26 protein-coding genes and 1 pseudogene are annotated in these 25,108 nt (G+C 73.3%); 15 read left to right on the top strand and 12 right to left on the bottom strand.

Annotation, left to right across the window (positions count from 1 at the left end; all coding sequences use genetic code 11):
* Window positions 1-10: 10 nt before the first annotated feature.
* From ACIQIB_RS28020 to ACIQIB_RS28000, 5 genes are all read right to left on the bottom strand, one after another.
* Window positions 11-262 carry an acyl carrier protein gene (locus tag ACIQIB_RS28020; RefSeq protein ID WP_363610320.1) on the bottom strand — a complete coding sequence of 84 codons (252 nt, stop codon included), beginning with the start codon at window positions 260-262 and terminating at the stop codon, window positions 11-13.
* Window positions 263-265: 3 nt separating this feature from the next.
* On the bottom strand, window positions 266-1,111 hold the full coding sequence (gene fabD, locus ACIQIB_RS28015) for an ACP S-malonyltransferase (protein WP_363610318.1): 846 nt from the start codon (window positions 1,109-1,111) through the stop codon (window positions 266-268).
* 108 nt (window positions 1,112-1,219) lie between these two features.
* On the bottom strand, window positions 1,220-2,203 hold the full coding sequence (locus ACIQIB_RS28010) for a LysR family transcriptional regulator (protein WP_363610316.1): 984 nt from the start codon (window positions 2,201-2,203) through the stop codon (window positions 1,220-1,222).
* A 531-nt stretch (window positions 2,204-2,734) separates the two neighbouring features.
* Entirely contained in the window at window positions 2,735-4,624 is a 1,890-nt protein-coding gene (locus tag ACIQIB_RS28005) for a hypothetical protein (protein WP_400761398.1), read from the bottom strand.
* A 66-nt stretch (window positions 4,625-4,690) separates the two neighbouring features.
* Entirely contained in the window at window positions 4,691-6,223 is a 1,533-nt protein-coding gene (locus ACIQIB_RS28000) for an SDR family oxidoreductase (protein ID WP_400761396.1), read from the bottom strand.
* A gap of 361 nt (window positions 6,224-6,584) precedes the next feature.
* Here ACIQIB_RS28000 and ACIQIB_RS27995 point away from each other — a divergent pair, with 361 nt between their 5' ends.
* Together ACIQIB_RS27995 and ACIQIB_RS27990 are read left to right on the top strand one after the other, a co-directional pair.
* On the top strand, window positions 6,585-7,211 hold the full coding sequence (locus tag ACIQIB_RS27995) for a CBS domain-containing protein (protein WP_363610310.1): 627 nt from the start codon (window positions 6,585-6,587) through the stop codon (window positions 7,209-7,211).
* Window positions 7,212-7,329: 118 nt separating this feature from the next.
* Window positions 7,330-7,980: a beta-glucanase gene (locus ACIQIB_RS27990; RefSeq protein WP_363610308.1), complete on the top strand. Its 651-nt coding sequence runs from the start codon at window positions 7,330-7,332 to the stop codon at window positions 7,978-7,980.
* Window positions 7,981-8,025: 45 nt separating this feature from the next.
* Here the strand turns inward: ACIQIB_RS27990 and ACIQIB_RS27985 are convergent, their stop codons facing one another.
* Window positions 8,026-8,397 (bottom strand): hypothetical protein, encoded by a 372-nt coding sequence (locus tag ACIQIB_RS27985; RefSeq protein WP_400654975.1) that lies wholly within the window; start codon window positions 8,395-8,397, stop codon window positions 8,026-8,028.
* 150 nt (window positions 8,398-8,547) lie between these two features.
* Between ACIQIB_RS27985 and ACIQIB_RS27980 the strand changes: the two genes are divergently transcribed.
* The gene (locus ACIQIB_RS27980) at window positions 8,548-8,883 is read left to right on the top strand and encodes an SHOCT domain-containing protein (protein ID WP_400761394.1); all 336 of its coding nucleotides are present in this window, start codon (window positions 8,548-8,550) and stop codon (window positions 8,881-8,883) included.
* A gap of 174 nt (window positions 8,884-9,057) precedes the next feature.
* Here ACIQIB_RS27980 and ACIQIB_RS27975 read toward each other — a convergent pair whose 3' ends face one another.
* Window positions 9,058-11,634, bottom strand: coding sequence for an SdrD B-like domain-containing protein (locus ACIQIB_RS27975; RefSeq protein WP_400761392.1), 2,577 nt, complete (start codon window positions 11,632-11,634; stop codon window positions 9,058-9,060).
* A 369-nt stretch (window positions 11,635-12,003) separates the two neighbouring features.
* Entirely contained in the window at window positions 12,004-12,414 is a 411-nt protein-coding gene (locus ACIQIB_RS27970) for an organic hydroperoxide resistance protein (protein WP_400761389.1), read from the bottom strand.
* A 113-nt stretch (window positions 12,415-12,527) separates the two neighbouring features.
* On the opposite strand from ACIQIB_RS27970, the gene ACIQIB_RS27965 reads away from it, so the two are divergent.
* The 3 genes from ACIQIB_RS27965 (at window position 12,528) to ACIQIB_RS27955 (ending at window position 14,706) form a co-directional block, all read left to right on the top strand.
* Window positions 12,528-13,004 carry a MarR family transcriptional regulator gene (locus ACIQIB_RS27965; protein WP_363610299.1) on the top strand — a complete coding sequence of 159 codons (477 nt, stop codon included), beginning with the start codon at window positions 12,528-12,530 and terminating at the stop codon, window positions 13,002-13,004.
* A 287-nt stretch (window positions 13,005-13,291) separates the two neighbouring features.
* Window positions 13,292-13,891, top strand: a complete 600-nt coding sequence (locus ACIQIB_RS27960) for a sigma-70 family RNA polymerase sigma factor (RefSeq protein WP_363610297.1) — start codon at window positions 13,292-13,294, stop codon at window positions 13,889-13,891.
* Window positions 13,888-14,706, top strand: coding sequence for a hypothetical protein (locus ACIQIB_RS27955; protein ID WP_400761386.1), 819 nt, complete (start codon window positions 13,888-13,890; stop codon window positions 14,704-14,706). Before ACIQIB_RS27960 ends, ACIQIB_RS27955 begins: the two co-directional genes overlap by 4 nt.
* Before the next feature lie 149 nt (window positions 14,707-14,855).
* Here the strand turns inward: ACIQIB_RS27955 and ACIQIB_RS27950 are convergent, their stop codons facing one another.
* Both ACIQIB_RS27950 and ACIQIB_RS27945 read right to left on the bottom strand, forming a co-directional pair.
* Entirely contained in the window at window positions 14,856-15,161 is a 306-nt protein-coding gene (locus ACIQIB_RS27950; protein WP_400761384.1) for a hypothetical protein, read from the bottom strand.
* Window positions 15,140-15,499: a hypothetical protein gene (locus tag ACIQIB_RS27945; protein WP_400761381.1), complete on the bottom strand. Its 360-nt coding sequence runs from the start codon at window positions 15,497-15,499 to the stop codon at window positions 15,140-15,142. The genes ACIQIB_RS27950 and ACIQIB_RS27945 overlap by 22 nt, the downstream gene beginning before the upstream one ends.
* On the opposite strand from ACIQIB_RS27945, the gene ACIQIB_RS27940 reads away from it, so the two are divergent.
* Genes ACIQIB_RS27940 through ACIQIB_RS27910 form a run of 7 tightly spaced genes read left to right on the top strand, consistent with a single transcriptional unit; the run spans window position 15,482 to window position 23,210 of the window.
* Window positions 15,482-16,303: an ABC transporter substrate-binding protein gene (locus tag ACIQIB_RS27940; RefSeq protein WP_400761379.1), complete on the top strand. Its 822-nt coding sequence runs from the start codon at window positions 15,482-15,484 to the stop codon at window positions 16,301-16,303. The two genes, ACIQIB_RS27945 and ACIQIB_RS27940, sit on opposite strands and share 18 nt — an antisense overlap.
* Window positions 16,304-16,309: 6 nt before the next feature.
* Window positions 16,310-18,271, top strand: coding sequence for a S9 family peptidase (locus tag ACIQIB_RS27935; RefSeq protein WP_400761376.1), 1,962 nt, complete (start codon window positions 16,310-16,312; stop codon window positions 18,269-18,271).
* Window positions 18,272-18,331: 60 nt separating this feature from the next.
* The gene (locus ACIQIB_RS27930; RefSeq protein ID WP_400761373.1) at window positions 18,332-19,708 is read left to right on the top strand and encodes a serine hydrolase domain-containing protein; all 1,377 of its coding nucleotides are present in this window, start codon (window positions 18,332-18,334) and stop codon (window positions 19,706-19,708) included.
* Between the two features lies 1 nt (window position 19,709).
* A complete protein-coding gene (locus ACIQIB_RS27925; RefSeq protein WP_400761370.1) occupies window positions 19,710-20,879 on the top strand; it encodes a M20 family metallopeptidase in 1,170 nt (389 codons plus the stop codon).
* Window positions 20,876-21,790 carry a GNAT family N-acetyltransferase gene (locus ACIQIB_RS27920; protein WP_400761367.1) on the top strand — a complete coding sequence of 305 codons (915 nt, stop codon included), beginning with the start codon at window positions 20,876-20,878 and terminating at the stop codon, window positions 21,788-21,790. Before ACIQIB_RS27925 ends, ACIQIB_RS27920 begins: the two co-directional genes overlap by 4 nt.
* Window positions 21,787-22,893, top strand: a complete 1,107-nt coding sequence (gene menC / locus ACIQIB_RS27915) for an o-succinylbenzoate synthase (RefSeq protein ID WP_400761364.1) — start codon at window positions 21,787-21,789, stop codon at window positions 22,891-22,893. Before ACIQIB_RS27920 ends, menC begins: the two co-directional genes overlap by 4 nt.
* Window positions 22,890-23,210: a hypothetical protein gene (locus ACIQIB_RS27910; RefSeq protein ID WP_400761362.1), complete on the top strand. Its 321-nt coding sequence runs from the start codon at window positions 22,890-22,892 to the stop codon at window positions 23,208-23,210. Before menC ends, ACIQIB_RS27910 begins: the two co-directional genes overlap by 4 nt.
* Here the strand turns inward: ACIQIB_RS27910 and ACIQIB_RS27905 are convergent.
* Window positions 23,207-23,407 (bottom strand): annotated as a pseudogene (locus ACIQIB_RS27905) (IS630 family transposase); the annotation flags it as partial. The gene ACIQIB_RS27910 and the pseudogene ACIQIB_RS27905 sit on opposite strands and share 4 nt — an antisense overlap.
* Before the next feature lie 84 nt (window positions 23,408-23,491).
* On the opposite strand from ACIQIB_RS27905, the gene ACIQIB_RS27900 reads away from it, so the two are divergent.
* The gene (locus ACIQIB_RS27900) at window positions 23,492-23,782 is read left to right on the top strand and encodes a transposase (protein WP_400761360.1); all 291 of its coding nucleotides are present in this window, start codon (window positions 23,492-23,494) and stop codon (window positions 23,780-23,782) included.
* On the top strand, window positions 23,779-24,414 hold the full coding sequence (locus ACIQIB_RS27895; RefSeq protein ID WP_400761357.1) for an IS3 family transposase: 636 nt from the start codon (window positions 23,779-23,781) through the stop codon (window positions 24,412-24,414). Before ACIQIB_RS27900 ends, ACIQIB_RS27895 begins: the two co-directional genes overlap by 4 nt.
* Here ACIQIB_RS27895 and ACIQIB_RS27890 read toward each other — a convergent pair.
* Window positions 24,386-25,108 (bottom strand): IS30 family transposase (locus ACIQIB_RS27890; protein WP_400761354.1); only part of this gene is annotated, 723 nt, incomplete at its 5' end. The genes ACIQIB_RS27895 and ACIQIB_RS27890 overlap by 29 nt on opposite strands.

Below are 25,108 nucleotides of genomic sequence, written 5' to 3'. Positions count from 1 at the left end.
ATCCGTCCTTCTAGTTCGCGGAGATCTTCCCGTCAACGAATCCGGCGATATCGGTGAGCGACACAAAGACGTTCATGAGGATGTCCTCCGAGACGATCTCGACGGAGAACTCGGACTCCAGGAACTCCATCATCCTGACGTAGCCGAACGAGTCGATGACACCCGCCTTGAAAAGGTCGGTGTCCGGGGTGATCGCATCGTCGAACTCGAAGAGGAAGCGGTCCTCCAGGTACTGCCGGATCGTTTCTTTCGTCGTTGCCATCCGTCACACTCCAGACCTGATCTTCTGCACCATGTGGGTGAGGGCAGAGCCCCCTATTTCGGTGAATTCCAGCCCGTCGTCGCCGTCGAGCAGGGTGCGGACGCTGTCGGTCCAGCGCACCGGGGTCACCAGCTGTTCCGTGAGCATTCGGGCCACCTGTCCCGGCCGGTAGGGCCGGCCCGTGACGTTGGAGACGACCGGTACGGCGGGTTCGGCGAAGCTGAACCGCTTCAGGAACTCGGCGAAGCGCACCCGGGCCGGCTCCATGTACCGGGAGTGGAACGGCGCACTCACCCTGAGCCGCACGAAACGGATTTCCCGGCGTTTCAGGCAGGCGTGCGCCACGGCCAGTACGGGTGGTGTGGCCGCGATGACGATCTGCGAGGCGGTGTTGAAACCGGCGATGTCGACGCCGTCGACGCCGTCGTCCGCGAAGATCTTCAGGAGGTGTTCCGCCGGTGTGTTCAGCACCGCGGTCATACCGCCGTCGGAGGCCGCCGCCATCAGTTCACCGCGCTTGGCGACCAGCCGTAGTCCCGTTTCGAAGTCGAAGACGCCGGCCGCGAGCAGGGCGTTGTACTCGCCCAGACTGTGGCCCAGGTAGAAATCGGCCGGCCGGTCCTCGCGGTGAACCCGCTCGAAAGTACGCAGCGCGTTGACGACGTAGAGCGCCGGCTGGGTGTACTCGGTACGGGCCAGCAGTCCGTCCGGATTTTCCGTGCACAGCGAAACGAGGTCGTATCCCAGCGTGTCCGACGCGAACTGCACCAGCCCCGGGTAATACCCGAAGACCTCGGCACCCATCCCCTTTTCCTGACTTCCCTGACCTGCGAAGATAACCGCCAGCACAACACTCCTCACCTACGGTAACCCGTGCCGGGCAGCCGTCCGGCAGAAATATGCAAAACGCTGGTACCGGGGAATGGAACCCGGTTTCGAGCCCGACCGGAACCGCGCTCAGGACGGCCGCGTGCCGGCGGTCGCGCCGAGGGGTCTCCCGGGTCGCGCAAGTGAATTCATGCCGTAGCTGATCGAAACCGCTGATCTGAGCACGTCCAGGAAGGCGTCACCGCGGCTGCTCATGGCCAGCTCGGGCATCATGGCGACACCGAGGGACGAAGAAGGCGTATCGCCGGTGATCTCGACGGCTCGAACCTTCCCTCCGTCCAGAGTCGTCATGTTCGAAGCGCGTTGATACATCAACGTGAACCCGGAACCGGCGGCCACCAGACCGCGCATTGTCTCAAGGCTCGTTGTCGTCATCACCTGCGGCATGGGGACGCCGGTGTCGGCGAACATCGTTTCGAAATGGCGGAGAACGGCCGGGATGTTCAAAGTGACGAGCGGTCGGGCGGCCAGCTCCGCCAGATTGACCGGGCCGGCCCTGCCGATCGGGTCGCCATCGGCCACCAGGGCATGGACGGGCAGGTCGACCAGCGGGTGGAACGTGGAATCGCCCGACAGGAAATCATATGTCACAGCCAATTCGCACCGGCCGTCCTGCAGAAACTCCAGAAGCCGGTCGGCGGATTCCTCGTGAACGTTCAACTGCAGCGCCACGGACCGCTCTCTGGTCATTCGGCAGACCAGGGGCAGCAGAAACGGGGCGACCGGGAAGAAGAACCCGACGTCGAGCCGGCCGGCCGTGCCGCTCGCCAGGGCGTCGCCCTGGGCTTTGAGACTCCTGGCCTGCCCCAGCAGGGTTCGTGCCGCTCGCAGCAGGTGCCGACCGCTCGGGGTGAGGGTGACCCCGCGGGCGTGATGGCGAAGAAGCAGCTGAACACCGAGCTGACGTTCCAGCCGCATCACGGCCGACGAGACCGTCGACTGTGATGCGCACAGCTTCTCTGCCGCCTCCGATATGTTGCCGAGCTCGGCGGATACCACAAAGTAGCGCAATTGCGTCAGACTGAAGCCCAGGTGGTCGGTCGTAGTGAACATTCGGGGACCTTTTCCCGGAGTGCGACCATGCGGATTTCACGTTCGACGGCGTCACGGCCGGGATGTCATCCTGGGCGGTGACCGGACCGGCATCGGTCCAGAATTAACGGACTGTTCACCGGAATTTCGACCTGGCTTGGTCTGTGCGAGGCCGCCGGGGGCGGAAAATCGGACGGGAAGCGTGTCCGGTCCACTCTTGTCTGCCGCGGCTGTCGAAATCCCGAAAATGTTCCGGGTGGGCGAGCGGTGGGAACATGCGCGATGACCATGATGACACTCTCCTCAGCTCCGATCGGCGATGAGCAGATATCGGGCGGGATGCCGCGGTCCGGGTTTTACCTGGCGGGATCAGCTCACTGAACAAGGAGTCCGAAGTGGACGGGCCTTCGATGAGCCTCTGTCCGGGCCACCCAGCGTGAGGCTGCATGTCATGCACAGATCAAAGTGGACCGCGTGTCACACAGTAACCGATTGGTCGCCGGTTAACAAGGCGGGGCAGGCAGGCGAATGGATCAAGCTCGGACGGTACGGCTACCGCATCGGCGTGATCCTGGCGCCGCCGTCCAGCAGGGCCTCGACCGAGACGGCGGCCCGGGCCGGGCGCTCCACGGCGAGGGTCCGGTCGGGGACGGGCCGGTCGGCCGACCAGTCCGGGCCCTTGACGGTGATCCGGCCGACCCGGCGGCTGCCTGCGGCGAGCAGGAACTCCGTGCCCTGCGGGGAGCGCCACCACGTCCAGCCGACGGTGTCCTGCTCGAACCGGCTGCACGCCCGGCCGGGGCCGCCGCCGGTGCGCTGCGGGCCCCGGGCGCCCGGCAGCAGGACGGCGGTGGCGGCGCTGCCCTCGCCGGCCCAGCGGTCGGCGCGCAGGCAGACCCAGGACGCCGCGCCGGCGTTCTGCGGGAGCTGCTGCACCGCGAACGCCCAGAGGTTGAGCCGTCTGACGCCGGGAGTGCCGTCGGGCACGGCGCAGCCGCCGCGCGCCCAGGCCTGGAGGGCGTCCGGGGTGACCGCCTCGCGGGGCGACCGGGCCGGCTGGGCGCGGTCCGGCGCCGGGGTGTAGGTGAGATGGGCCGGGACGAGGCCGCCCAGATCGGCGAGCAGGAAGGCCTGCTTCTCGGCGATCACGGGGGAGGAGCGCAGCAGGAGCAGGGCGGCGCCCTGGCAGTCCGCGACCGTTCCGCCGGGGGCCCCGCCGGGCGTCGCGGCGGTGACGCCGTCGGCACGGTCCAGCGGACGGGCGGGCGCGTCCGGCTGGTCGATCCGCCGGGTCTCGGCGGTGTCGATCCAGGGGGCGAGCAGATAGCGGGCGGCGGTGCCCTGGCGGCGCAGCACCACCGCGCCCGCCGTGGTGACGTCGGAGCCGTCGGCCCGGGCGAGGTCCAGCCCGCCGCCGCGCCCGTCGGTGTACCGGGCGAGCAGCCACCCGTCGTACAGCACCACCACGGGGGTGTCGTCGACCGTGCCGGCGAACAGCAGCTGCGGCTCGCCCCGGGGCGGGGCGGGCGCGGTGCCCGGTTCGGCCCTGCTCCGCGGGCCGGCCCCGGTCCAGGCGGTGAGCGCCCGGCCGAGCAGGGCGGTGTCGTCGCGGCGGTCGCCGCGCGCGGGCCAGGCGGAGAAGTCGACCCGGCTGGTGTGCTGCCACTGGTCGGCGGCCACCCGGACCAGCCGGGCCGGGTCGGGCGGGGGCGCCGTACCGCCGGGCGGCCGGGGGAGTGGCGTGGCGCCGGGGGCGCCGCCGTCCGGGCCGGTCAGGACGGCGGCCGTGGTGGTGAGCGCGAGCACGGCGACGGTGAGGGAGGCGCCGAGCGCGCGGCGCCGCCGCAGCAGGTCGGTGGGCTGCACCCGGACCGCGCACGGATCGAAGGCCGGCCGTCCGGGTTCGGGCCCGGCGGAGAGCCGCCCGGCCGCGTCGACGGCCTGGTCGGGGCGGTCCGCACCGGCCCGCTGGAGCACCTCGGCGGCCACGGCCGGCGTCAGCTCCTCTGCGGCCAGCAGGGCGAACGCGGCCCGGGCGGGCGCGTCCAGACCGGCCAGCGCGCGGTCCAGGGCCGCGTCCTCCTCGCCGCCGCCCGGGGTGAACAGCCGCAGCCCCCAGACCCTGGGCGCGAGCAGCCGGTGCGCCGGGCACGGCCGCAGCGTGGCGCGCAGCACCCGCAGGCGCAGTGCGGCGTACACCTGCTCCCCGTCCGCGGCCGCCGGGTCGATCCGGCGGGACCAGTGCGTCCAGCGGGACGGCAGGGCCCGCTGGACGGCGGCGTGCGCGGCGAGGACCCGGCTGTGCCGGTCGCGGTCGGCCGGCAGGGCCAGGTAGGCGAGCCGGACCAGGCGGCGGTAGTGGCGTACGAGAGCCGCCTCGGCCAGCGCCACCGGGCGGGCCGGGCGCGCGGCCCGGTTCGCGGCTGGTTCTGTGCCGTCCATCCGTCCTGCCAACGGGCCCTCCCCGGAACCGAGCGTTCTGTCGTGACGGACGGTCCAACGAGTCGATCATGTGATGGTTGCGCCGTCCGGGGAGGTTTCCCGGGGCTCGGCCGCGGCGCGTTCGGTGATCCGGCGAGCCATGCCGCCGAAGACCACCGCGTGGAACGGTGCCACCGACCACCAGTAGGCGTGTCCGGCGAGCCCGTGGGGGTGGAACAGCGCCCGCTGCCGGTAGTCGCTGCCGCCCCGCCCGTCCGGGGTGACGGTCAGCTCCAGCCAGGCCAGGCCGGGCAGCCGCATCTCGGCGCGCAGCCGCAGCAGCCGACCCGGCTCGATCTCCTCGACCCGCCAGAAGTCCAGCGAGTCGCCGACCCGCAGCCGGGCCGGGTCGCGCCGGCCCCGGCGCAGGCCGACGCCGCCGGCCAGCCGGTCGAGCCGGCCCCGCAGCGCCCAGGCGAGCGGGAAGGAGTACCAGCCGTTCTCGCCGCCGATGCCCTCCACCACGCGCCAGAGCGCGGCCGGGGAGGCGGCCACCCGGCGCTCCCGGACGTCCTGGTAGAGGCTGCCGCCGGCCCAGTCCGGGTCGGTGGGCAGCGGGTCGCTCGGCGCGCCGGGCAGGGAGGCGGACGACCAGCGGGTGGCCACCCGGGCGTCCCGGATCCGCCGCAGGGCCAGCCGGACCGCCTCGTCGAAGCCGGTCAGGCCGCCCGGCGGGTCGGGCACGTACCCGGCGATGTCGTGCTCGGCGCAGACCACCTCGTGCCGCAGTGACTCCACCAGCGGCCGGGCGAGCCGGTTCGGCACCGGCGTGACCAGGCCCACCCAGTGGCTGGAGAGGCGGGGGGTGAGCACCGGCACCGGGACGATCAGCCGGTGCGGGAGCCCGGCGACGGCGGCGTAGCGTCGCATCATCTCCCGGTAGGTGAGCACCTCGGGGCCGCCGATGTCGAAGGCCCGGTTCACCTCCGGTGGCAGCGACGCCGCCGCGGTGAGGTAGCGGAGCACGTCCCGGACGGCGATCGGCTGGATCCGGGTGCCCACCCAGCTCGGCGTGACCATCACCGGCAGCCGCTCGGTCAGATAGCGGAGCATCTCGAACGAGGCCGAGCCGGAGCCGATGATCACGGCCGCCCGCAGCTCGGCGGTCGGCACCCCGCTCGCCCGCAGCGCCCGGCCGACCTCGGCGCGCGAACGCAGGTGCGGCGACAGGTCCCGGGCCGGTACCCCGGTGGGGTTGAGCCCGCCCAGGTAGACGATCCGGCGGACCCCGGCCCGGGCGGCCGCCTCGCCGAACGCCCGGGCGGCCGAGCGGTCCGTCGCCTCGAAGCCGCGGCCGGTGCCCAGCGAGTGCACCAGGTAGTACGCGACGTCGATGCCGGCGAACGCCCCGGTGAGCGTGTCGGGCCGGGTGACGTCCCCGGCGGCGGCCTCCACCCGGGCACGCCACGGGTGGTCGCGCAGCCGCCCGGGGTCACGGACCAGGCAGCGCACGGAGTGCCCGGCGGCCAGCAGCTCCGGGACGAGCCGTCCGCCGATGTAGCCGGTGGCGCCGGTGACCAGACAGCGCAGCGGGACGGCGGGGGTGCCGGGTGCGGTCATGGGAACTCCAGGGGCGTCGGGCGCGGCGGGGCGGCGCGGTGGCCCTGTGGCGGACTTCGCGGGGGTGCCCCGCCGGTGTTCTCCGACAGCTTCGCCCGTTGCCGGCGGGGGCGCCACGGCACGGCCCCGGCCCGTGCGGACGGGTGCGGTGCGGCCCGCGGTCCGACGCGGCACGGCCGGCCGTCGTCGGGGGCGTGTTCGGCGGCAGGGCCGTTGGTCCCGGGTTTTCAGCCCCTTGGCCCCTGGCGGTGCGAGCCGTCAGAGGCGATGCTCCTGGTACCAGCCGGACGAGGGCTGTCCGGTCTAACGACGCTCGCGGACGAGGTGAACCGGCGTGCGCCACGCCACCGTCGAATCAGTGATGACCAGTCCCGTGGTCCGGGTCGCGCCCGAGACCGGCTTCCGGGAGATCGTCGCGCTGCTGGCCGAGTACGACATCACCGGCGTGCCGGTCGTCGATGCCGACGGCCGGCCGCTCGGGATCGTCTCGGAGGCGGACCTCCTGCGCACCCTGGCCGCGCAGGAGGACCCGGGCAGCCTGCTCCCGGCTCCGGAGCTCCCGGCGGGCGGTTCGGGCGCCGCCACCGCGGCCGACCTGATGACCGGCCCGGCGGTCTGCACCACGCCCGGCACGAGCGTGGTGGGCGCGGCGCGGCTGATGAGCCGGCACGCGGTGAAGCGGCTGCCGGTGCTGGACGAGGAGGGGCGGGTCTTCGGCATGGTCAGCCGCGGCGATCTGCTGCGGGTGTTCCTGCGCGAGGACCGGGTGATCCACCGGGAGATCGTCGAGGAGGTGCTCGGCCGGATCGAGGGCGTCAGCCCGGCCGAGGTCGGCGTGGAGGTGAACCAGGGCCGGGTGGTGCTCAGCGGCACCGTCCCCGAGCCGCACCTCGTCCCGATCGTGCTGAACCTCTGCCGCTCGGTGGACGGCGTGGTCTCGGTCACCGACCGCCTCGGCAGCGGCGGCCGGCCCGCTCCCGTCGGCTGATCCGGGCCGCCTCGGACCCGGAAGGTCCGCTTCGCATACTGCGGAACGTACCGGGTAAGTCACCCTGTGTGTTCGGCGGCGCCGGGTCGCCGGGACGCGGGGCTCCCAGGAGGCGGCCGTGGCAGTCGTGTTCGACGCGGACTTCACTTCGACCAGGCAGTGGACAGCGGGCCGGAGCAGCGCCTATCCCCGGATGGGGCCGACCAACCGGGGCGATCACAAACTCGACTTCCTCAGCCGCGCGTACTGCCCAGGCGGGCTCTTCACGGCCGTCCGCCGGCCGGCCGGCGGACTGTGGACATGCAGCCTGCTCACCACCGAGGGGAGCCCGGACGGCTTTCAGCTCCGCTCCGGGGACGCGCTCACCGCGCAGGTCACCCTCCCGGTCGGGCTGGGCGCCTGGCCGGCCATCTGGACCTGGCGGGACGGGGGCAACGAGGTGGACGTGTTCGAGTACCACCCCGACAACCCGGACCTGCTGGAGCTGTCCAACCACGTCCGGGGCGGCTTCCGCTACTGGCACGGGGCCGCCGCCGGCATAGCCCCCGGCTCGACCTTCACCCTGCGGACGGTGCTCGGCACGTACTCGGTCGACTGGTACGTCGACGACACGCTGGTGTACGCGGACCGGCACGGGGTCGGGCCGGACTGGCGCGCCTATCTGATCGTCAACCTGTCCGTGGCGGACGGGACGTACCACCCGCGGCCGCCGGAGAACGGGCCGGGCGTGCTCGGCTGGACCTGTCACAGCCTTCGCGTCGACCGCTGAGCGCGATCACCGGCCGCCGGGAGACGGCAGGGGCGGGTGGGGGCGTCACGAGTCGGGCGGGAACGTGGCGGTGATGTGCCCGCGCGGTCCGGTGCGCTGGAACCAGACCACCCGGCGGTACGGCCCGATGTGGGCCGGGTGGGTCACGTACAGGTCGTCACGCGGGGCGCTCTCGTTGCCGGGCGCGAGGGCGGCGTCCGCCGCTTCGGCGGCGATGGCGCGCAGCAGCGCGTGTGCGGTGGCGGTGGCCGCGGCCGGTGCGATGGCGAGGGCGGTGAGCTCCGTCCAGAGCCGGGTCGAGACGTAGCTGATCGGCGAGTGGGCCAGGGCGGGGTGCGGGAGCCCGTCCTCGTACCGGCGCAGCACCCCGGCCGCCACGAGCTGCTCGCGGTCGTCGGTCGGCGGATGGGGGTTCATGGGGCGCAACGCTACCCGGTGGGCGGGGCCGGTGTGGCCGGGGCCTTTTCTCGGAAACTCTTCAGCCCGTTCGGTCGGTCGTGAGCGCACGATGGTGGTGGAGGCGCCGATCATCTCGGCGGGTCCCGGCGGGGGGCGGAGGAGGAGGTCATGATGAGGCACTGGTACGGGCACGGCCACGGGCATGTCCTGGGCGGCTGGGGCGCCGGCCTGATGGTCGTCGTGGGGCTGCTGGTCCTGGCGGTGCTGGTGATGGCCGCCATCGCGCTGTTCCGCTACGTTTCGCGCTCGTCGCGGCCCGCCCCGCAGGGTCCGGCGGCGGCCGGCTCCGCCGGGGCCCCGGGGCGGGCGGCGGTGCCGACGCCCGAGCAGCTGCTCGCCGAACGCTTCGCCCGCGGTGAGATCGACGCGGAGGAGTACCGGCACCGGCTGGACGTTCTCCGCTCGGTGAACGGACCGGGGGAGCCGGGGCCCGGCGGCGGCTGAGAGGCTGTCGGGTGGGCGTCCGGCGCCTCGGCCGGGAGGTCCGGATCCCGGCCGGCCTCGATGCGGACCTGTCGTCGGTCGGTCGCACGGTCGGGCGGGTTCGCGGACCACTGGTCCGCGAACCCGCCCGACCCGGCCCGGAGGGTCACCGGTGCCGGCTGCCCCGCTCGGGGGCTACCAGTGCTGGGAGGGGGGCGGCAGCGGCCGGTTGACCGCCGTCACCGAGACCCCGTTGTCCAGGTTGTCGGGGGTCAGCACCAGCGGCCCGAACGCCCTCTCGTCCGGTGCGGCGTATCCCGGGGGCGGGCAGACCTCCTCCCAGTAGTACGTCCCCGGCCCGCCGGTGCCCCGGCAGATGCCGTCGGTCCCGGTCGTGCAGAGGTCGCCGACCTTCGTGTCCGCCCACTTCGTCCTGGTCTGCGTGCCACCGGAGCCTTTCGTCCCCTGCCACGTCTTCCACAGCTGGAACTTCGCCCCGGCCAGCGGCCTGCCGTCCGGGTCCTGCTTGATCAGGCTCAGCACGCCCTTGTGCTGTTTGCAGTGACGGAAGCCGAAGTCGTAGGTGTGGTTGTTCTCTCCCGGCCCGCCGGTGGTCAGCGCCCGCTCCGGGAACGTCCCGCCCGGCGGGACGATGCCCTTGGAGTTGATGAAGGGGTTGTCGCCGACATCCGGGACGGTGGGTACCCACTGGTGGAGCGGACCGCCCTCGGCGTAGTCGGCCGGGTTGTCCAGGCGGATGGTGTACCCGGTCCTCGGCTTGAGGCCGCCGGTGACGTTGGAGTCGTCGAAGTAGTACTCACCACGGGCCGTCGTCTTCGCCGTTCCGACCAGCTTCTCCGACGCGTCGTACAGGTTGACGGTCACGCCCGCGACCGGGTTCTGGCCCGGCTTCTGGATGCCCTTGCGCTCGGGGTCGTACCAGACCCGGTTGCCGATCTGCAGCGGGGCCTGGTCGCAGAGCACCTCCAGGTCGCCCATCGAGGCGCCCTTGCCGAACGGGGCGATGCCCCCTGCCGGGTTGAGGCGCAGGCCGTACCTCGGGTCCTGTCGGCCGTCGCGCTGGACGAAGGCGGTGCCGTACCCGAAGGCGGTGCTGTTGGGGTCGAAGCTGGAGGTCGCGATGGTGTTCTCGACCTTGGAGAGCGCCATGCCCGCGTAGGCCGCGTTGTGGTGGAAGGTCATCCGGCTGTTGTCGAAGAACCGGGTGCCCCGGGGGGAGAGTCCGCAGCCGTTGTTGGTGTCCATCACGTACATCCCGTCCGCCGGGCACGCCTTGTCCAGGTCGCCGCCCGACAGGACGGCGGCGACCGATTGGGGCGTGGGGGAGGCCGGAGAACGGTCGGCGAAGCGGTCGCGGAAGTCCAGCAGCATCGAGCCGTCGGTCTCGAAGCCGATCTCGCCCAACTCCGGCTCGGGCTGGGCCAGATTGGCCTGGCAGGCCTGGCCGTTCTGGGAGGTCGGGAAGGTGTCGGTCCAGGGGAACCAGCCGGCGCCGTCGCACGGGCCCGAGCCGACGGTGGACTGGCGCGGGTAGTCCAGCGGCTGGTCCAGCACCGGCTTGTGGAACGCGCCGGTGTGCGGGTCGAAGGGCAGGACCACCGCGCGCAGGTCCGAGGCCCTCCCGGTGGACTCGCCGGAGCACACCCCGCCGAGGTAGCCGACGCCGTCCTGGAGGCCGAGGCCGAAGGGACGCCAGTCCCCGGCCGCCGGGCAGCCCGGGGCCGGGATCGGGTAGACGGCCTTCGGCGCCGCCGCGGTGGGCACGGTGGCGTCGTAGCGGTAGAGCCGGCGGTCGTTGAGGTTGACGACGAACAGGTCCGCGCCGTCGTCGGTGACCTTGATGCCGCCGAGGCTCTCCTTGCCGGGTACGGCGAGGAAGGCGTCGTCGGTGCCGCCGCCGTGGGCGGTCGTCCCGGCGTCCGGGACGGTGGCGAACAGCGTGGTCCTGTTCTGGGCGAGGTCGGTGACGTAGATCGCCCCCGCGCCGCCCGGGCCGTAGTCCGTGGACCGCTTGGCCAGCGCCGAGGAGAACACCCGCTTGTCGGCCTTGTTCCACGCGATGCCGAACAGCGTGCCGGTCTCCGCGTCGGTGGCGATGTTCGTGACGTTGACGTCGACGCCGTCCTGGCCGCGCGCGCTGTACGGGAAGGACACCAGCGTGCGCTGCGACCCGCCCTCGCGAGTGGCGGGCTGGCAGGTCGTCACCAGCGGGGCGTTCTTCTGGCAGTAGTCACCGGGGCTCCACAGCCCGGTGGTGTACGCCACGTTCTTGCCGCCGGAGAGGTCGACGAACTCCTCGTTGCTGCTCAGCTGGTTGGGCGCGCCGTCCAGCCCCTGGCGTGAGGCGAAGGCCGGGAAGAGCACGCCCGGCTTCGGATTCCTCACCTGCACCCGGTACTTGCCGCCGGTCGCCGTGCTCGTGGCCGGGGCCAGCGTCACCGTACCGTCGGCCGCGGTCGCTCCCTCGATGCTGACCCCGGCGTCGTCGGTGAGGGTCACCCGGACGCCCGCGATGCCCGGTTCCAGCGCGGGCGTCCACACGCCGCTCGCGTCCACGGCCCGGATGACCCGGACCGTCACCGATCCGTCGCCCGCCTGCGGGTACGCCGCTGGGGCCGCCGCCAACGAGAGGCTGCCGATCCCCACGGTGAGAGCCGCGACGCCGCCGACCGCGCGGCGGCCGATGGAACCCGACCTCCGCCGACCCGGTTCGCGCGCGGCGTCGTCCGATTGTTCGTTCGTAGCTGTCATCTCCTGCTCTCATCCTTCAGAAGGGGCGGCTGCCCAACCGTGTGAGGGAGTACATAGAGATGGCGGAGAACCGCCCTGTCAGCGAAGCGTAAAGGGGATTTGTGAAAGGTCGTGGCAGAATAACGAATTTGACCTGCACCAAGATTTTACGGAATCGTTTCTTCTCGTATGAATGTTCAGCTCGGCGATTCTGTGTGCGAATGTGGAATGCGCCAGTCGTGCGCGTTCTTGCTGGAAGGCGTTGCGGATGTCGCGGGTTGACGCCCGCCGGTGCCCTGGTCGGGTACGGGCGGGTTCATCGGTGGCGGGCGGGCGGCGGGCCCGCCGCGCGTGCGCGCGGCGGGCCCTGCTCGTCCGGGTGGGGCCGGGTTACTCGACGACCAGCTCCACCGGGATGTTCCCCCGGGTGGCCCGGGAGTACGGGCAGACCTCGTGCGCCTGCCTGACCAGCAGCTCGCCGCTCTCGCCCGCGAGCGTGTCGGGCAGCTCGACGCGCAGCACGACCGCGAGACCGAAGCCCGCGCCGTCCTTGCCGATGGAGACCTCGGCCGTCACCGAGACCTCGCTGGTGTCGACGCGGGCCTGGCGGCCGACCAGGCCGAGGGCGGAGGCGAAGCAGGCCGCGTAGCCGGCCGCGAAGAGCTGCTCGGGGTTGGTGCCCTGTCCGTTGCCGCCGAGGGCGGGCGGCATGGCCAGTGCGAGGTCCAGTTGTCCGTCGGAGCTGACCGCCCGGCCCTCCCGGCCGTTCGCCGTGGCCACCGCGGTGTAGAGCACGTCCATTGGTCGGTTCCCTTCCGTCTCGGCGGCCGCCCGGGCCGCCCTTCGCCCACAAGTGAAGCACGCAATTCAATTGCGCACAACTGAATGGCGTGCGTGATCGGTACCATGGGGACATGACCACGCTCCCCGAGCTCCCGGACGAGGAACTGCTCCGCCTGGACCAGCAGATCTGCTTCTCGCTGAACGCCGCCTCGCGCGCCTTCGGCGGCGTCTACCGGGTGCTGCTCAAGGACCTCGGCCTCACCTACCCGCAGTACCTGGTCATGCTGGTGCTCTGGGAGCACGGCGAGCTGCCGGTGAAGCGGATCGGCGGATACCTGCGACTGGACTCCGGCACCCTCTCGCCGCTGCTCAAGCGGCTGGAGGCGGCCGGCCTGGTGCGCCGCGAGCGGAGCCCCGAGGACGAGCGCTCCGTCACCGTCGGCCTCACCGGGGCCGGCTCGGCGCTGCGCGAGCGCGCCGGGCAGGTGCCCCGCCGGCTGCTCGCCGCCACCGGCCTGCCGGTCGAGGACCTCGCCGCCCTGCGGGCCCTGCTGGACCGGGTGACGGGCGCGCTGGACTCGGCCGTGCTGGAGGCCGCCGAAGCCTGAGGCCCGAGGCCGGGGTCGGAGTGTCGTGGGGAGGGGTGTCCTGGGCCGGGTTGCCGGCCGGGCTTGGCTGTGATCTGCGTCACCCTTTTGGCGGTGGCGGGGCGTGCGCTCCCGTGAAGCGCCAGGTCAGCAGGGGTGTGCGAAAACGAACAGAAGCGATCGCCAATTGTCGGCGGGATCGGGCTAACAACCCCCGGCCACCGGACGGTTACAGCACAAGCCCCCAAAGGGCCGTCGGCCCGCCACCCGGTGGGCCGGCCAGCTGACCCACGGAAGGGGGGAGGCGTGTGGTGAACACCCCCGGGCCGGGCGAGGAGCATCGCCTGCGGGCGGATCCGCTCGACGGGCTGCCGGTCGACTTCGCGGCCTTCTTCACCCAGGAGAACCCCGGCTACCTCCGCTACGCGCAGCAGCGCCTGCGGCACCGCGAGGACGCGCAGGACGCCGTCCAGAACGCCGGAGCCGTGCTGTACAAGAACTGGCGGCGGGCGCTGGCCAGTGCCGACCTGAAGGCGTTCGCGTTCAAGGTCGTCAAGGACGCGGTGGTGGACGTCCTGCGGGAACGCCGCCGCTCCGAGCGCAAGCGCCTGCGGGTGCTCGCCCAGCGGCGGCCCGACACCAGCCAGGACGAACTGGACGAGCTCGCCGAACTCGACGCCCTGGACTGGGCGATGGAGGAACTCGCCCGGGCCGCGCCGGTCCAGGCGGACGTGGTCCGGCTGCGCCAGGCCGGCCTCTCCTACCCGGACATCGGCCGGGCGGTCGGCATCGCGCACACCACCGCCCGGACCTACTACAGCCTCGGCCGCCGCCACCTCGAGTACCTGCTCGACCACGAGGGCGCCGGCGAGGGCGCCCGCGACGGCGGGGAGAGGCGGCCGGGATGAACCTGACGGAGCTGCTCCGCGCCGACGCCGACGGACTCGAACGGGACTTCGGCAACCACGACCCGGTGTCCTTCACCCGGCGGCTGGCCGAGCTCCTCACCACCGGTGCGCGCCCGGCCGCCCGGCGGACCACCGGCCGCACCGAACGCCCCCCGGCGGCCGCCCGGCGGCAGGCGCTCCCGGCGGCCCGGGACGGACACCTGCCACGCCAGCGCGCCGAGAGCCTGGCCGCCGGGGCGCTGACCGTCGGCGGGCGGGCCGAACTCCGGCGCGATCTGCGCCACTTGTGCGGCGGCGTCGCGGGGGCGGCGGACGTCGGCGAACTCGCCCTCGACCTGGAGCTGGCCGACAAGGCGGCGTTCCGCACCCTGGGCTGCCTGCTCTACGGCATGGGCCGTCCGGCCGACGCCGTCTTCTGGTGGCGGATCGCCGCGCAGTTCGGCGACCCGCTGGCCGTCCACTGCCTCGCCGTCCACTACGCCGCCGAGGGGGAGCGGGGCGACGCGGCCCGCTGGGGCGCCCAGGCGCAGGACCTCAGCGCCCCCGACCGGCTGCCCGCCGTCGCCCTCGGTGCCGGGCCCGACGGGGCCGCCGAACTGGCCCGCGCGCTCACCGAGGGATTCGACGGAGAGATCGTGCTGACCCTGCGGGCGAGCGTCGCGACGCGACCGCGCCCGCGTCCGCGCGGCGCGACCGCGTCGGCCGGCGCGGTGGTCGGCGGCGCGTCGGGCGGTGGCGGGCCCGGATCGCCGCCCGCCGAGGCGATCGCCCCGCGAGCCGTCCGCGGCCGGGGTCCGTCGGCCCGGATCCGATGAGGCGGCGGCCGGGCGTTCGCGGGCACGGCCGCCCGGCCGCCGCCGGACCCGGGTGACGGGTGGACCACCGGGCCGGCGAACGCGCCCGTCGGTGCGGCCGGGCGGTCGACCCGCCGTGTCGACGGTCGGCCGACCGAGCGCCGGGCGTCCTACCGGGCGCTGTTCGAACTCGCCGTCGGCGGCCCGTCGACCGCAGGGTCCTGGCCGTCGTCGCGGCGCGTCCGCGAGAACATCATGGCCACCGTGCTCAGCCCCAGGGCCGTGAGCGCCATGGAACCGAGCAGGACGTAGCCCTGCCAGCAGGCGGCGGCGGTGCCGGTGGCGGCCGCGGTACTGAGGACCGGGAGGATGCGCCGGCCGGGGCCCGCCGTGTTCCAGGTGGTGGCGAGGAGGCCGCCGGGGCGCCAGAACTGGCGCAACCAGACCGCCGCCATCACCGGGTAGACGAACGCCACGGGGCCGCTGAACCGGTCTCCCGGGTGAACGGGGCGCCGGCCTCGCCACCGGAGAGCAGGACGATCCCGAGCACCAGCATCACGAGGCCGGCGGCGGCGAAGATCCCCCCGACCACGCGGACCAGCGGCAGCATGCCCGCTCGCTCCGGGCGTTCGGGCCGCCGTCGCCACGGCGGGAGGCGCCGCGGGCCCGCGCTCGATGCCTCGGTGCCGCGCAGGAACCACCGGGCGAAACCGCGGAAGTCCGTGACGAGCAGGCCGCCCAGGACCGTGGCCAGGATCCCGAACCCGAGGGTGAACGCTCCTCCCGCAGCCGCTTCATGGCCTGCCGACGTCATCCCTGCCTCTTCTCGCGCGTTCTTCGTGCGGGAACAGGTTCCCCGGCCATCGGCATCCTCGGGGACGCGAAGCGATCGGACAAGATCTTCTCCGAACTCCCGCACGCCGTCCGCCTCCTGCCGACCGCGCTGGTCCCGGTGCCCGCCGCGCTGCCCGGTCGGGGTGCCGGGTGGCCCGGCCTTCGCCCGGTGGGTCCGTCTTCGGACGGGGGCACCATGTGCCGCCGGGTTTTTCGTTCCCCGCGACCATCACCGGCCCGGCGGCCGCTGCCTACTGTTCATCAACTCGTCCACTCGCCCCCCACCCGCCGGACGGCACCTGAGCCGGGCCGTCCCGCGCGTCCGTCCCCACCACCCGGCCACCCCCCACCCACCGCCCGGCCCTCGACCGGCCGGTGGACGGCCAGCAAGGAGAGACAGCATGACCCCACGAAGGAGGGCCACCGGGCGGCGGCGGGCAGCCTGTACCGCCGCCGTGGCCGCGGCGGGGGCCGTGTCGTCGACGACCCCCTGGTGCACAGCGCCGCGGACGGCTCGATGGCGCCCGGGGTGGCCGAGACCTGGTCGGTCGAGGGCGGCACCGCGCGGTTCACCCTCCGCGAGGGCGTCACCTGTGAGGACGGTGCCCCGCTCACCGCCTCGGACGTCGCCGCCGAGTACAACCACATCGCCGACCCCGCGAACAAGTCACCACTGCGGCCAAGCCTCCTGAGCCACCGATGGCAACCCCGTGAAAGCCACACCCGACACCCCTGGGTGAGCCAAACCCCACGAACGGCTCGCTCGACCCGATCAAGAAGGTAGGACCCCGTGACCGCGACCAGGCCACTGATCGTCGAGGACCTGTACCGGTTCGCCGTCCCGGGCCAGCCGGCCCTCGCCCCCGACGGCGGGCAGGTCGCCTACACCCTGACCACCCAGGACGCCGAGCACGACCGCCCGGTGAGCTCGCTCTGGCTCGTCCCCGCCACCGGCGGACCGGCCGCCCCCCGGCGGCTCACCCACGGGCCCGCCGACAGCGCGCCGCAGTGGTCGCCGGACGGCACCGCCCTGGCGTTCCTGCGCGCCGGACAGCTCCACCTGCTCCCCGCCGGCGGCGGCGAGGCCCGGCCGCTCACCTACCGCGAGCACGGCGCCGGCCTCCCGGTCTGGAGCCCGGACGGCGGCCGGATCGCCTTCGCCGCCGTCGTCGGCCGCCCGGGCCCGGCGGAACCGCTGGTCGTCGACCGCCTCGGCAAGGCCGACGGCGAGGGCCTGCTGGGCCCGCAGCGCACCCACCTGTTCGTGGTGGAGGTGGACTCGGGCCGCACCACCCGGGTGACCGGTGGCGACGTCCGGATCACCGGTCTGCCCGCCTGGTCGCCCGACGGCACCCGGCTGGCCTTCCCGGCGGCGGTCGGCCCGGACGCCGATCTCACCGGAGCCGTCGGGGCCTTCCTCGTCGGGGCCGAGGAGGAGGACGCCGTCCCGCGGCCGGTCGGACCGGCCGGCGGCCTGATCCGGACCGTCGACTGGTACCCGGCGGGCGACGCGCTGCTGCTGGCCGGCCGCACCACCCTCGCCACCGGTCATGACGCGCTGCTGCGCCAGCCGCTCGACGGCTCGGCGCCCACCGCGCTCACCACCGCCCTGGACCGGAACGTGATGCCCGGAGGGCCCGGCTACCCGGGCGCCCTGCCGCAGTTCCACGGCGAGAAGGGCGGGCAGATCGTCTTCTGCGCCCGCGACCGGGGCGCCACCCGGCTGTACGGGCTGGGCCCCGGCGACGGCTCCGGCCCCGGCGACGGCTTCGGCTTCGGTGAGATCGTCGAACTTCCGCTGCCGCCCGGCAGCGGTGTGTCCGGCTGCTCCGTCGCCGCCCGGGCCGGAGCGGGCGGCAAGGCCGCGCTCGCCGTCGCCGACCGCTCCTCCTTCGGCGAGATCGACCTGCTCGACCTCGCCACCGGCGAACTCACCCGGCTCACCGCGCACATGGCCCAGGCCCTCCCCGAGGTGACCCTGCACCCCGTCACCGAACGGGAGTTCACCATCGCGGACGGCACCCGGGTGCACGGCCTGATCACCCGCGACCCGCAGGCCCCCGCCCCCGGCCCGCTGCTCGTCGACCTCCACGGCGGCCCGCACAACGCCTGGGCCCCGCACGCCACCCCCATCCACCTCTACCACCAGGAACTCGTCAGCCGGGGCTGGACCGTCCTCACCCTCAACATCCGTGGCAGCGACGGCTACGGCGAGGACTTCTTCACCGCCGCCCTCGACGCCTGGGGCGAGAGCGACGAGCAGGACGTGCTGCAACCCGTCGCCGCCCTCGTCGCCGAGGGCCTCGCCGACCCCGGGCGGATCGGGCTCACCGGCTACAGCTACGGCGGCTACCTCAGCTGCTGGCTCTCCGCCCGCAGCGACGTCTTCGCCGCCGTCGTCCCCGGCGGCCTGATCGCCGACCTGCCCGCCCTGGCCGCCACCTCCGACGAGGGCCACGAGATCGGTCATGCCGAAATCGCCGACGCCGCCCGGCAGCGGGAACTCTCCCCGCTCACCCACGTCGACGGCGTCCGGGCGCCCACGCTGATCCTGCACGGCGCCGCCGACGACACCTGCCCCGCCGGCCAGGCCGAGCAGTGGTTCCACGCGCTGCGGACCAGGGGCGTCCCGGTCCGGATGGTCTGTTACCCCGGGGGCTCGCACCTGTTCATCCTCGCCGGACGCCCCTCGCACCGCGTCGACTACAGCCGCCGCCTCGTCGACTGGGTCACCGAGCACACCGCCCGCTGACCGCACCACTCGCCCCACCACGCACCACCTCCCGATCCCACCGCGAACAGGAGCCGCACCATGACCGCACCCCAGAACCGCTCGCTCGACACCGCCCACTGGGCCGGCCGCCTCGCCGAACTGGCCGCCCGCCACTCGGTGCCCGGCGCGAGCCTGGCCATCTGGCACCACGGCCGGCAGATCGAGGCCGCCACCGGCTTCGCCAACGCCGACGCCCGGATCGAGGCGACCACCGACACCCTCTGGCAGATCGGCTCGATCTCCAAGGTGTGGACGACCACGGTCGCGATGGCCCTGGTCGAGGAGGGCGTGCTCGACCTGGACAGCCCGATCGTCAAGGTCCTGCCCGAACTCCGGCTCGCCGACGAACACCTGACCCAGAACGTGACCCTGCGCCACCTGGTCACCCACACCAGCGGCATCGACGGCGACTTCTTCGCCGACACCGGCCGGGGCGACGACTGCCTGGAGAAGTACACCGAACTGCTCGCCGACGTCTCCGTCAACCACCCGCTCGGCGCGACCATGTCCTACTGCAACGCCGGGTTCTCGCTGCTCGGCCGCGTCCTGGAGCGGGTCACCGGCGTCCAGTGGGACGAGCTGATGCGCGCCCGCCTCTTCCGCCCGCTCGGCCTGACCCACACCGCGACCCTGCCCGAGGAGGTGCTGCGCCACCGCGCCGCCGCCGGACACCTCGGCGACCCGCTCAAGGTCGCCGCGCACTGGTCGCTGATGCGCTCCGCCGGCCCGGCCGGCCTGATCTGCGCCACCGCGAGCGATGTGCTGGCCTTCGCCCGCCTCCACCTCGCCGAGGGCGTCACCGAGGACGGCACCCGGCTGCTGAGCGCCGAGTCCGTCCGCGCCATGCAGACCCCGCAGGTCGAACTGCCCGACCGGCACCTGTTCGGCCACGCCTGGGGCCTCGGCTGGATCCTCGCCGAGTGGGACGGGCGCCCGGTGTACGCGCACGACGGCGGCACCATCGGCCAGAGCGCCTTCCTGCGCGTCCTGTCCGGCGAGCGGCTCGCGATCTGCCTGCTCACCAACGGCGGCAGCACCAGGGACCTGTACGAGGACCTGTTCCGGGAGATCACCGCCGAACTCGCCGACGTGACCATGCCCGGCCCGATCCGGCCCGCCGAGGGCCCGGTGGCGACGGACCCGGCCGCCATCACCGGCGTCTACGAGCGCGCCTCCTCGCAGATCGAGATCCTCGAACGGGGCGGCGAGCTGATCATGGTCAGCCGCTTCACCGGCGAACTGGCCGACCTGGTCGAGCAGCCGGAGCAGGAGCACCCGATGCGCCCGCTGGAGCCCGGCACCTTCGTCGTCCAGCGCGACGGCGCGGCCGGCTGGTTCCCGGTCGTCTTCTACACCCTCGCCGACGGCTCGCGCTATCTGCACCACGGCGGCCGGGCCAACCCGAAGGTGAGCTGACATGCCGCCGACCACGACACCCCCGCACACCGCCTCCCGGCGCTCGGCCGACCCCTCGGCCGTCGCCCGGCTGGAGGCCCGGCTGCCCGAGCTGGTCGCCGACATCGAGGCGCTCGTCACCGCCGAGTCCCCGACCGCCGACCGGGCCGCCGTCGCCCGCTGCGCGGACCTCGTCGCCGAGCTCGGCACCCGTCTCACCGGCCGGGCCCCGGAACGGCTGGAGACCGCCGGCCGCCCGCAGCTGCGCTGGCGCTTCGGCGCCGGCGACGGCGTCCTGCTGCTGGGCCACCTCGACACCGTCTGGCCGGTCGGCTCCCTGGCCACCCACCCCTTCGGCGTCACCGACGGCAGGCTCACCGGCCCCGGCTGCTTCGACATGAAGGCCGGACTGGTGCAGCTCTTCCACGCCCTGGCCACCCTCGACGACCTCGACGGCGTCACCGTCCTGGTGACCAGTGACGAGGAGACCGGCTCCGCCGACTCCCGCGCCCTCATCGAGGCCGAGGCCCGGCGCACCCGCGCCGTCCTGGTCCTGGAGGCCGCCGAGGACGGCGCCCTGAAGACCGAGCGCAAGGGCGCCTCCCTCTACGACCTGGCGATCACCGGCCGCGCCGCGCACGCCGGGCTGGAGCCCGAGCGCGGCATCAACGCGACCACCGAACTCGCCTGCCAGGTCCTCGCCCTGGCCGCCCTCGCCGATCCGGACGCCGGCACCACCGTCACCCCGACCGTCGCCATCGCAGGGACCACCCGCAACACGGTGCCGGACACGGCGCTGCTGCGGATCGACGTCCGCGCCCGGACCGCCGCCGAGCAGCAGCGGGTCGACACCGCCCTGCACGGACTCGCCCCCACCCTGAAGGGCGCTGCGCTCGCCCTCTCCGGCGGGCCCGACCGGCCCCCGCTCCCCGCCGACTCCTCGGCCGGGCTGTTCGCCCGCGCCCAGCGGCTGAACGACGCCCTCGGCCTCGGGCCGCTGCGCGGCGCGGCCGTCGGCGGCGGCTCGGACGGCAACATCACCGCCGGTGTCGGCACCCCGACCCTGGACGGGCTCGGCGCCGTCGGCGGCGGCGCCCACGCCGACCACGAACACGTGATCGTCGCCGAACTCCCGCGCCGGGCCGCCCTGCTGGCGGCCCTGGTCGACGAGCTGCGCGGACGGCCGGCATGACCGCCCCGCACCCGGCCCCGCACCCCGTCCGGCCCCCGGGGCCGGCCGACCTCCTGCGCGGCGCGCGCCGGGCCGCCGAGCGGGCCGCGCTCGGCAGCGGTGTCACCATCGGCGAACTGCACGGCCTCGACGCCATGCGCGAGGCCTGCGACCTGCTCCACCGGGTCTGGCGGCCCGAACCGGGCAACCCGATGATGACCCCCGAACTGCTGCTGGTCTTCGCCCACTCCGGCAGCTACGTCGTCGGCGTCCACCGGAACGGCCGGATGATCGGCACCTGCCTCGGCATGCTCGCCGCCGTCGGCCTCCACTCGCACATCGCCGCCGTCGTCGACGACGTCCGGGGCCGCAGCGTCGGCTACGCCGTCAAACTCCACCAGCGCGCCTGGTCGCTGGAGCGCGGCATCACCACCGTCACCTGGACCTACGACCCGCTGGTCAGCCGCAACGCCTACTTCAACCTCGCCAAACTGGGCGCGGTGCCCGCCGAGTACCTCGCCAACTTCTACGGCGCGATGCGCGACGGCGTCAACGCGGGCGCCGACTCGGACCGGCTGCTCGTCCGCTGGGACCTCGCCGGCGAGCGGGCCGCCCTGGCCTGCGAGGGCCACCCGCGCACCGTCGACCCCGCCGCGCTGCGCCCGCCCGCGGCGGTCGCCCTCGACCTCGGCCCCGACGGCCGCCCCGTCGCCCGGCGGCTGCCCGGCGGCGCCCGCGACGGCACCGTCCTGGTCCGCGTCCCGCCCGACATCGAGGCGCTCAGACAGACCGACCCCAAGGCCGCGGGGGAGTGGCGCCGCGCCCTGCGCGACGTCCTCGGCGGCCTGATGGACGACGGCCGGCACACCGTCACCGGCTTCGCCCGGGACGGCCGGTACCTCATCGAACGACGTCAGGAGAACAGAGCATGAAGCCCGTCGGAGTGGAACTGCGCCGGATCGCGATGCCACTGGTGTCGCCGTTCCGCACGTCGTTCGGCACCCAGACCACCCGTGAACTCCTGCTGCTGCGGCTGGAGACCACCGAGGGCGAGGGCTGGGGCGAATGCGTCACGATGACCGACCCGGTCTACTCCTCGGAGTACACCGAGGCCGCCGCCGACGTGCTCCGCCGTCACCTGCTGCCCGCCCTGTTCGCCCAGCCGCACCTCGACCCCTGGACGGTCGCCCCCGCCCTCGCCGCCTTCAAGGGCCACCGGATGGCCAAGGCCGCCCTGGAGACGGCCGTCCTGGACGCCTGGCTGCGGGCCCGCTCGATCTCCTTCGCCGAATGGCTCGGCGCCACCGCCGACCGCGTCCCGGCCGGGGTCTCGGTGGGCATCATGGACGACATCCCCGCCCTGCTCGACGCCGTCGAGGGCTACCTCGCCCAGGGCTACCTGCGGATCAAGCTGAAGATCGAGCCCGGCTGGGACATCGAGCCCGTCCGCGCCGTGCGCGAACGCTTCGGCGACGGCATACCGCTCCAGGTCGACGCCAACACCGCGTACACCGTGGCCGACGCACAACACCTCGCCCGGCTCGACGAGTTCGGCCTGCTGCTGATCGAGCAGCCGCTCGACGAGGAGGACGTGCGCGGCCACGCCCGGCTCGCCCGGCAGCTGCGCACCCCCATCTGCCTGGACGAGTCGATCGTCTCCGCCCGCTCGGCCGCCGACGCCCTCGCCCTGGGCGCCTGCTCGGTCGTCAACGTCAAGCCCGGCCGGGTCGGCGGCTACCTGGAGGCCCGGCGGATCCACGACGTGAGCGCCGCGCACGGGGTGCCCGTCTGGTGCGGCGGCATGCTGGAGACCGGCCTCGGCCGGGCCGCCAACGTCGCGCTCGCCGCCCTGCCCGGCTTCACCCTCCCCGGCGACACCTCCGCCTCCGGCCGCTACTACCGCACGGACATCACCGAGCCCTTCGTCCTCCGCGACGGCCACCTGGACGTCCCCCGGGGGCCGGGCCTCGGCGTCTCACCGGTCCCCGAACTGCTCGCCGAGGTCACCGTGTCGAACGAATGGACCGCCCGATGAACACCGCTCGCCCCGCCCTGCGGGCCGTCTTCGAGGAGGCCGGCGTCCGGGGCCACGTCTTCGCCCGCGACATCGACGGCCCCGCCGCCCTCGGACTCGACGAGGACACACCGGTCGTCCTCGCCTCCGTCTTCAAGATCCCGGTCGCCCTGGCCTACGCCCGCGAGGCCAAGTGGAGTCCGTGCGGGTTCGTGAGGGGACCGCGCGGGTGGCAGAGGTGCAGTTCAGCAGGTCAACGCGGTGCTTCCACCTCGAAGACGAGCGTGGGGGATTCTGCTACTTACTCCTGGATTTCAGGAGTGACACATGTAATCTAGTGTCCTGCACCAGGAATTCGTTCAAGATATGAGGCGAGTCGTTCGAGGATTTCGTCGGCGGTCTTGGTCCAGGTGAACGGGCGGGGGGCCTCGTTCCAGGTCTTGATCCAGGCCCGGATGTCCTTCTCCAGGGCCTGGACGGACTTGTGGACTCCACGCCGGAGTTGCTTGTCCGTCAGCAGTGCGAACCAGCGCTTGAAGTTCCACCCTCGGCTCGGACACCTGGACACTGGGACATGTGAGCCCGGAGGAAGCAGTTTCAGGTGGGAACCAACAGCAACATGAGTAAGCGGTACACGGCGGAGTTCAAGCGGGACGCGGTCGCGCTCGTCCGGTCCTCTCCGCACCGGAACGTCACCGAGATCGCCCGTGAACTGGGGGGCAGCCCGGAGGGACCGCGGGGCTGGGTCAAGCAGGACCGCACCGACCGTGTCGAGGGCCGGCCGGGCGAGCTGACCAGTGCCGAGCGCGAGGAGCTCACCCGGCTGCGGCGGCAGACGGTCGAGCAGCAGAGGACGATCGAGATCCTGCGCAAGGCAGCCGCCTATTTCGCGGCCGAGACGACACGGTGATCCGCTTCCGTTCCGTTGAGGATCACCATGGCGCCTGGGGCGTCAAGCGGATCTGCCGTGTCCTGGGCATCGCCCGGTCCTCGTTCTGCGACCGGCGGGCCGGCGAGCAGGCCCGTCGCGCCCGCCAGCGGGCCGAGGACCTGCTCGCCGCCGAGATCGCGGTGATCCACCTGTCGTCCAAGGGCGCCTACGGCGTCCCGCGCGTCCACGCGGAACTACGGCGCCAGGGCCGAGCGGTCAACCGGAAGAAGGTGGAGCGGATCATGCGCGAGCGCGGGATCACGGGTATCACCCGTCGCCGGCGCCGCTGCCTGACCCGCCAGGCCCGCAAGCCCGTCTTCGCCCCGGACCCGATAGGGCGCGACTTCACCGCGCCCCGTCCCGGAGTGCGACTGGTCGGCGACATGACCTTCCTGCCGACCGAGGAGGGCTGGCTCTACCCGGCCACCGCGATCGACCTTGCCACCCGCGAGGTTGTCGGCTACGCGATGGCCGACCACCACCGCGCCGAGCTGCCGGTGGCCGCGCTGCGGATGGCCGCCGGCCGAGGCGGCCTGGAGCGCGGCTGCGTCTTCCACACGGACCGCGGCAGCGAAGGCGGATTCAACCAGTCGTTGCAACACCGGCTCTGACCGGTGACATTAGCTGATCGGCGAGGGATTCGGCAGGAGTTCTCCAGTCGAGGGTCCTGCGTGGTCTGCTGTTGAGGGTGGCAGCCACTGCGTTGATCTCGTCGGCGGTCCATCGGGACAGGTCCGTTCCTTTCGGAAAGTACTGTCGCAGCAGCCCGTTCGTGTTCTCGTTCGTGCCGCGCTGCCAGGGGCTGTGCGGGTCGGCGAAGAACACCTTCATCCCCGTGTCCGCGGTCAGTTGGACGTGCTGGGCCAGTTCCTTGCCGCGGTCCCAGGTCAGCGAGCGGCGCATATGTTCCGGCAGCGTCTCGAAAGCGGCGGCAAGTGCGTTCCGGACGGCTTCGGCGCCGTGTCCCGCAAGCGCCGGACCGTTCTTGACGCGTGCTTCGACGCCGTATCCCTCAAGGCGGGGCAGGTGCAGCAGCACGGTGAGCCGGGTGGTGCGTTCCACGAGGGTGCCGATCGCGGACTGGTTGGTGCCAATGATCGGGTCGCCCTCCCAGTGGCCGGCGACGGCGCGGTCGTCGGCCTCGGCCGGCCTCTGGGCGAGTACGGTCTCGGGGGTGACGTGGCCGAAGGCGCGCTGCCTGGAGCGTGCCCGGGGGGCCCTCAGTGCCCGTCCGGTCCGCAGGCAGGTGACCAGCTCGCGGTCGAGCGCTCCGCGTCCTTGGATGTAGAGCGCCTGGTATATCGC

The sequence above is a fragment of the Kitasatospora sp. NPDC092286 genome (genome assembly GCF_044755565.1).
Taxonomy (GTDB): Bacteria; Actinomycetota; Actinomycetes; order Streptomycetales; family Streptomycetaceae; genus Kitasatospora.
The sequence above is the reverse complement of the archived record's forward strand: the minus strand, read 5'-3'. Positions and strand labels throughout refer to the sequence as shown.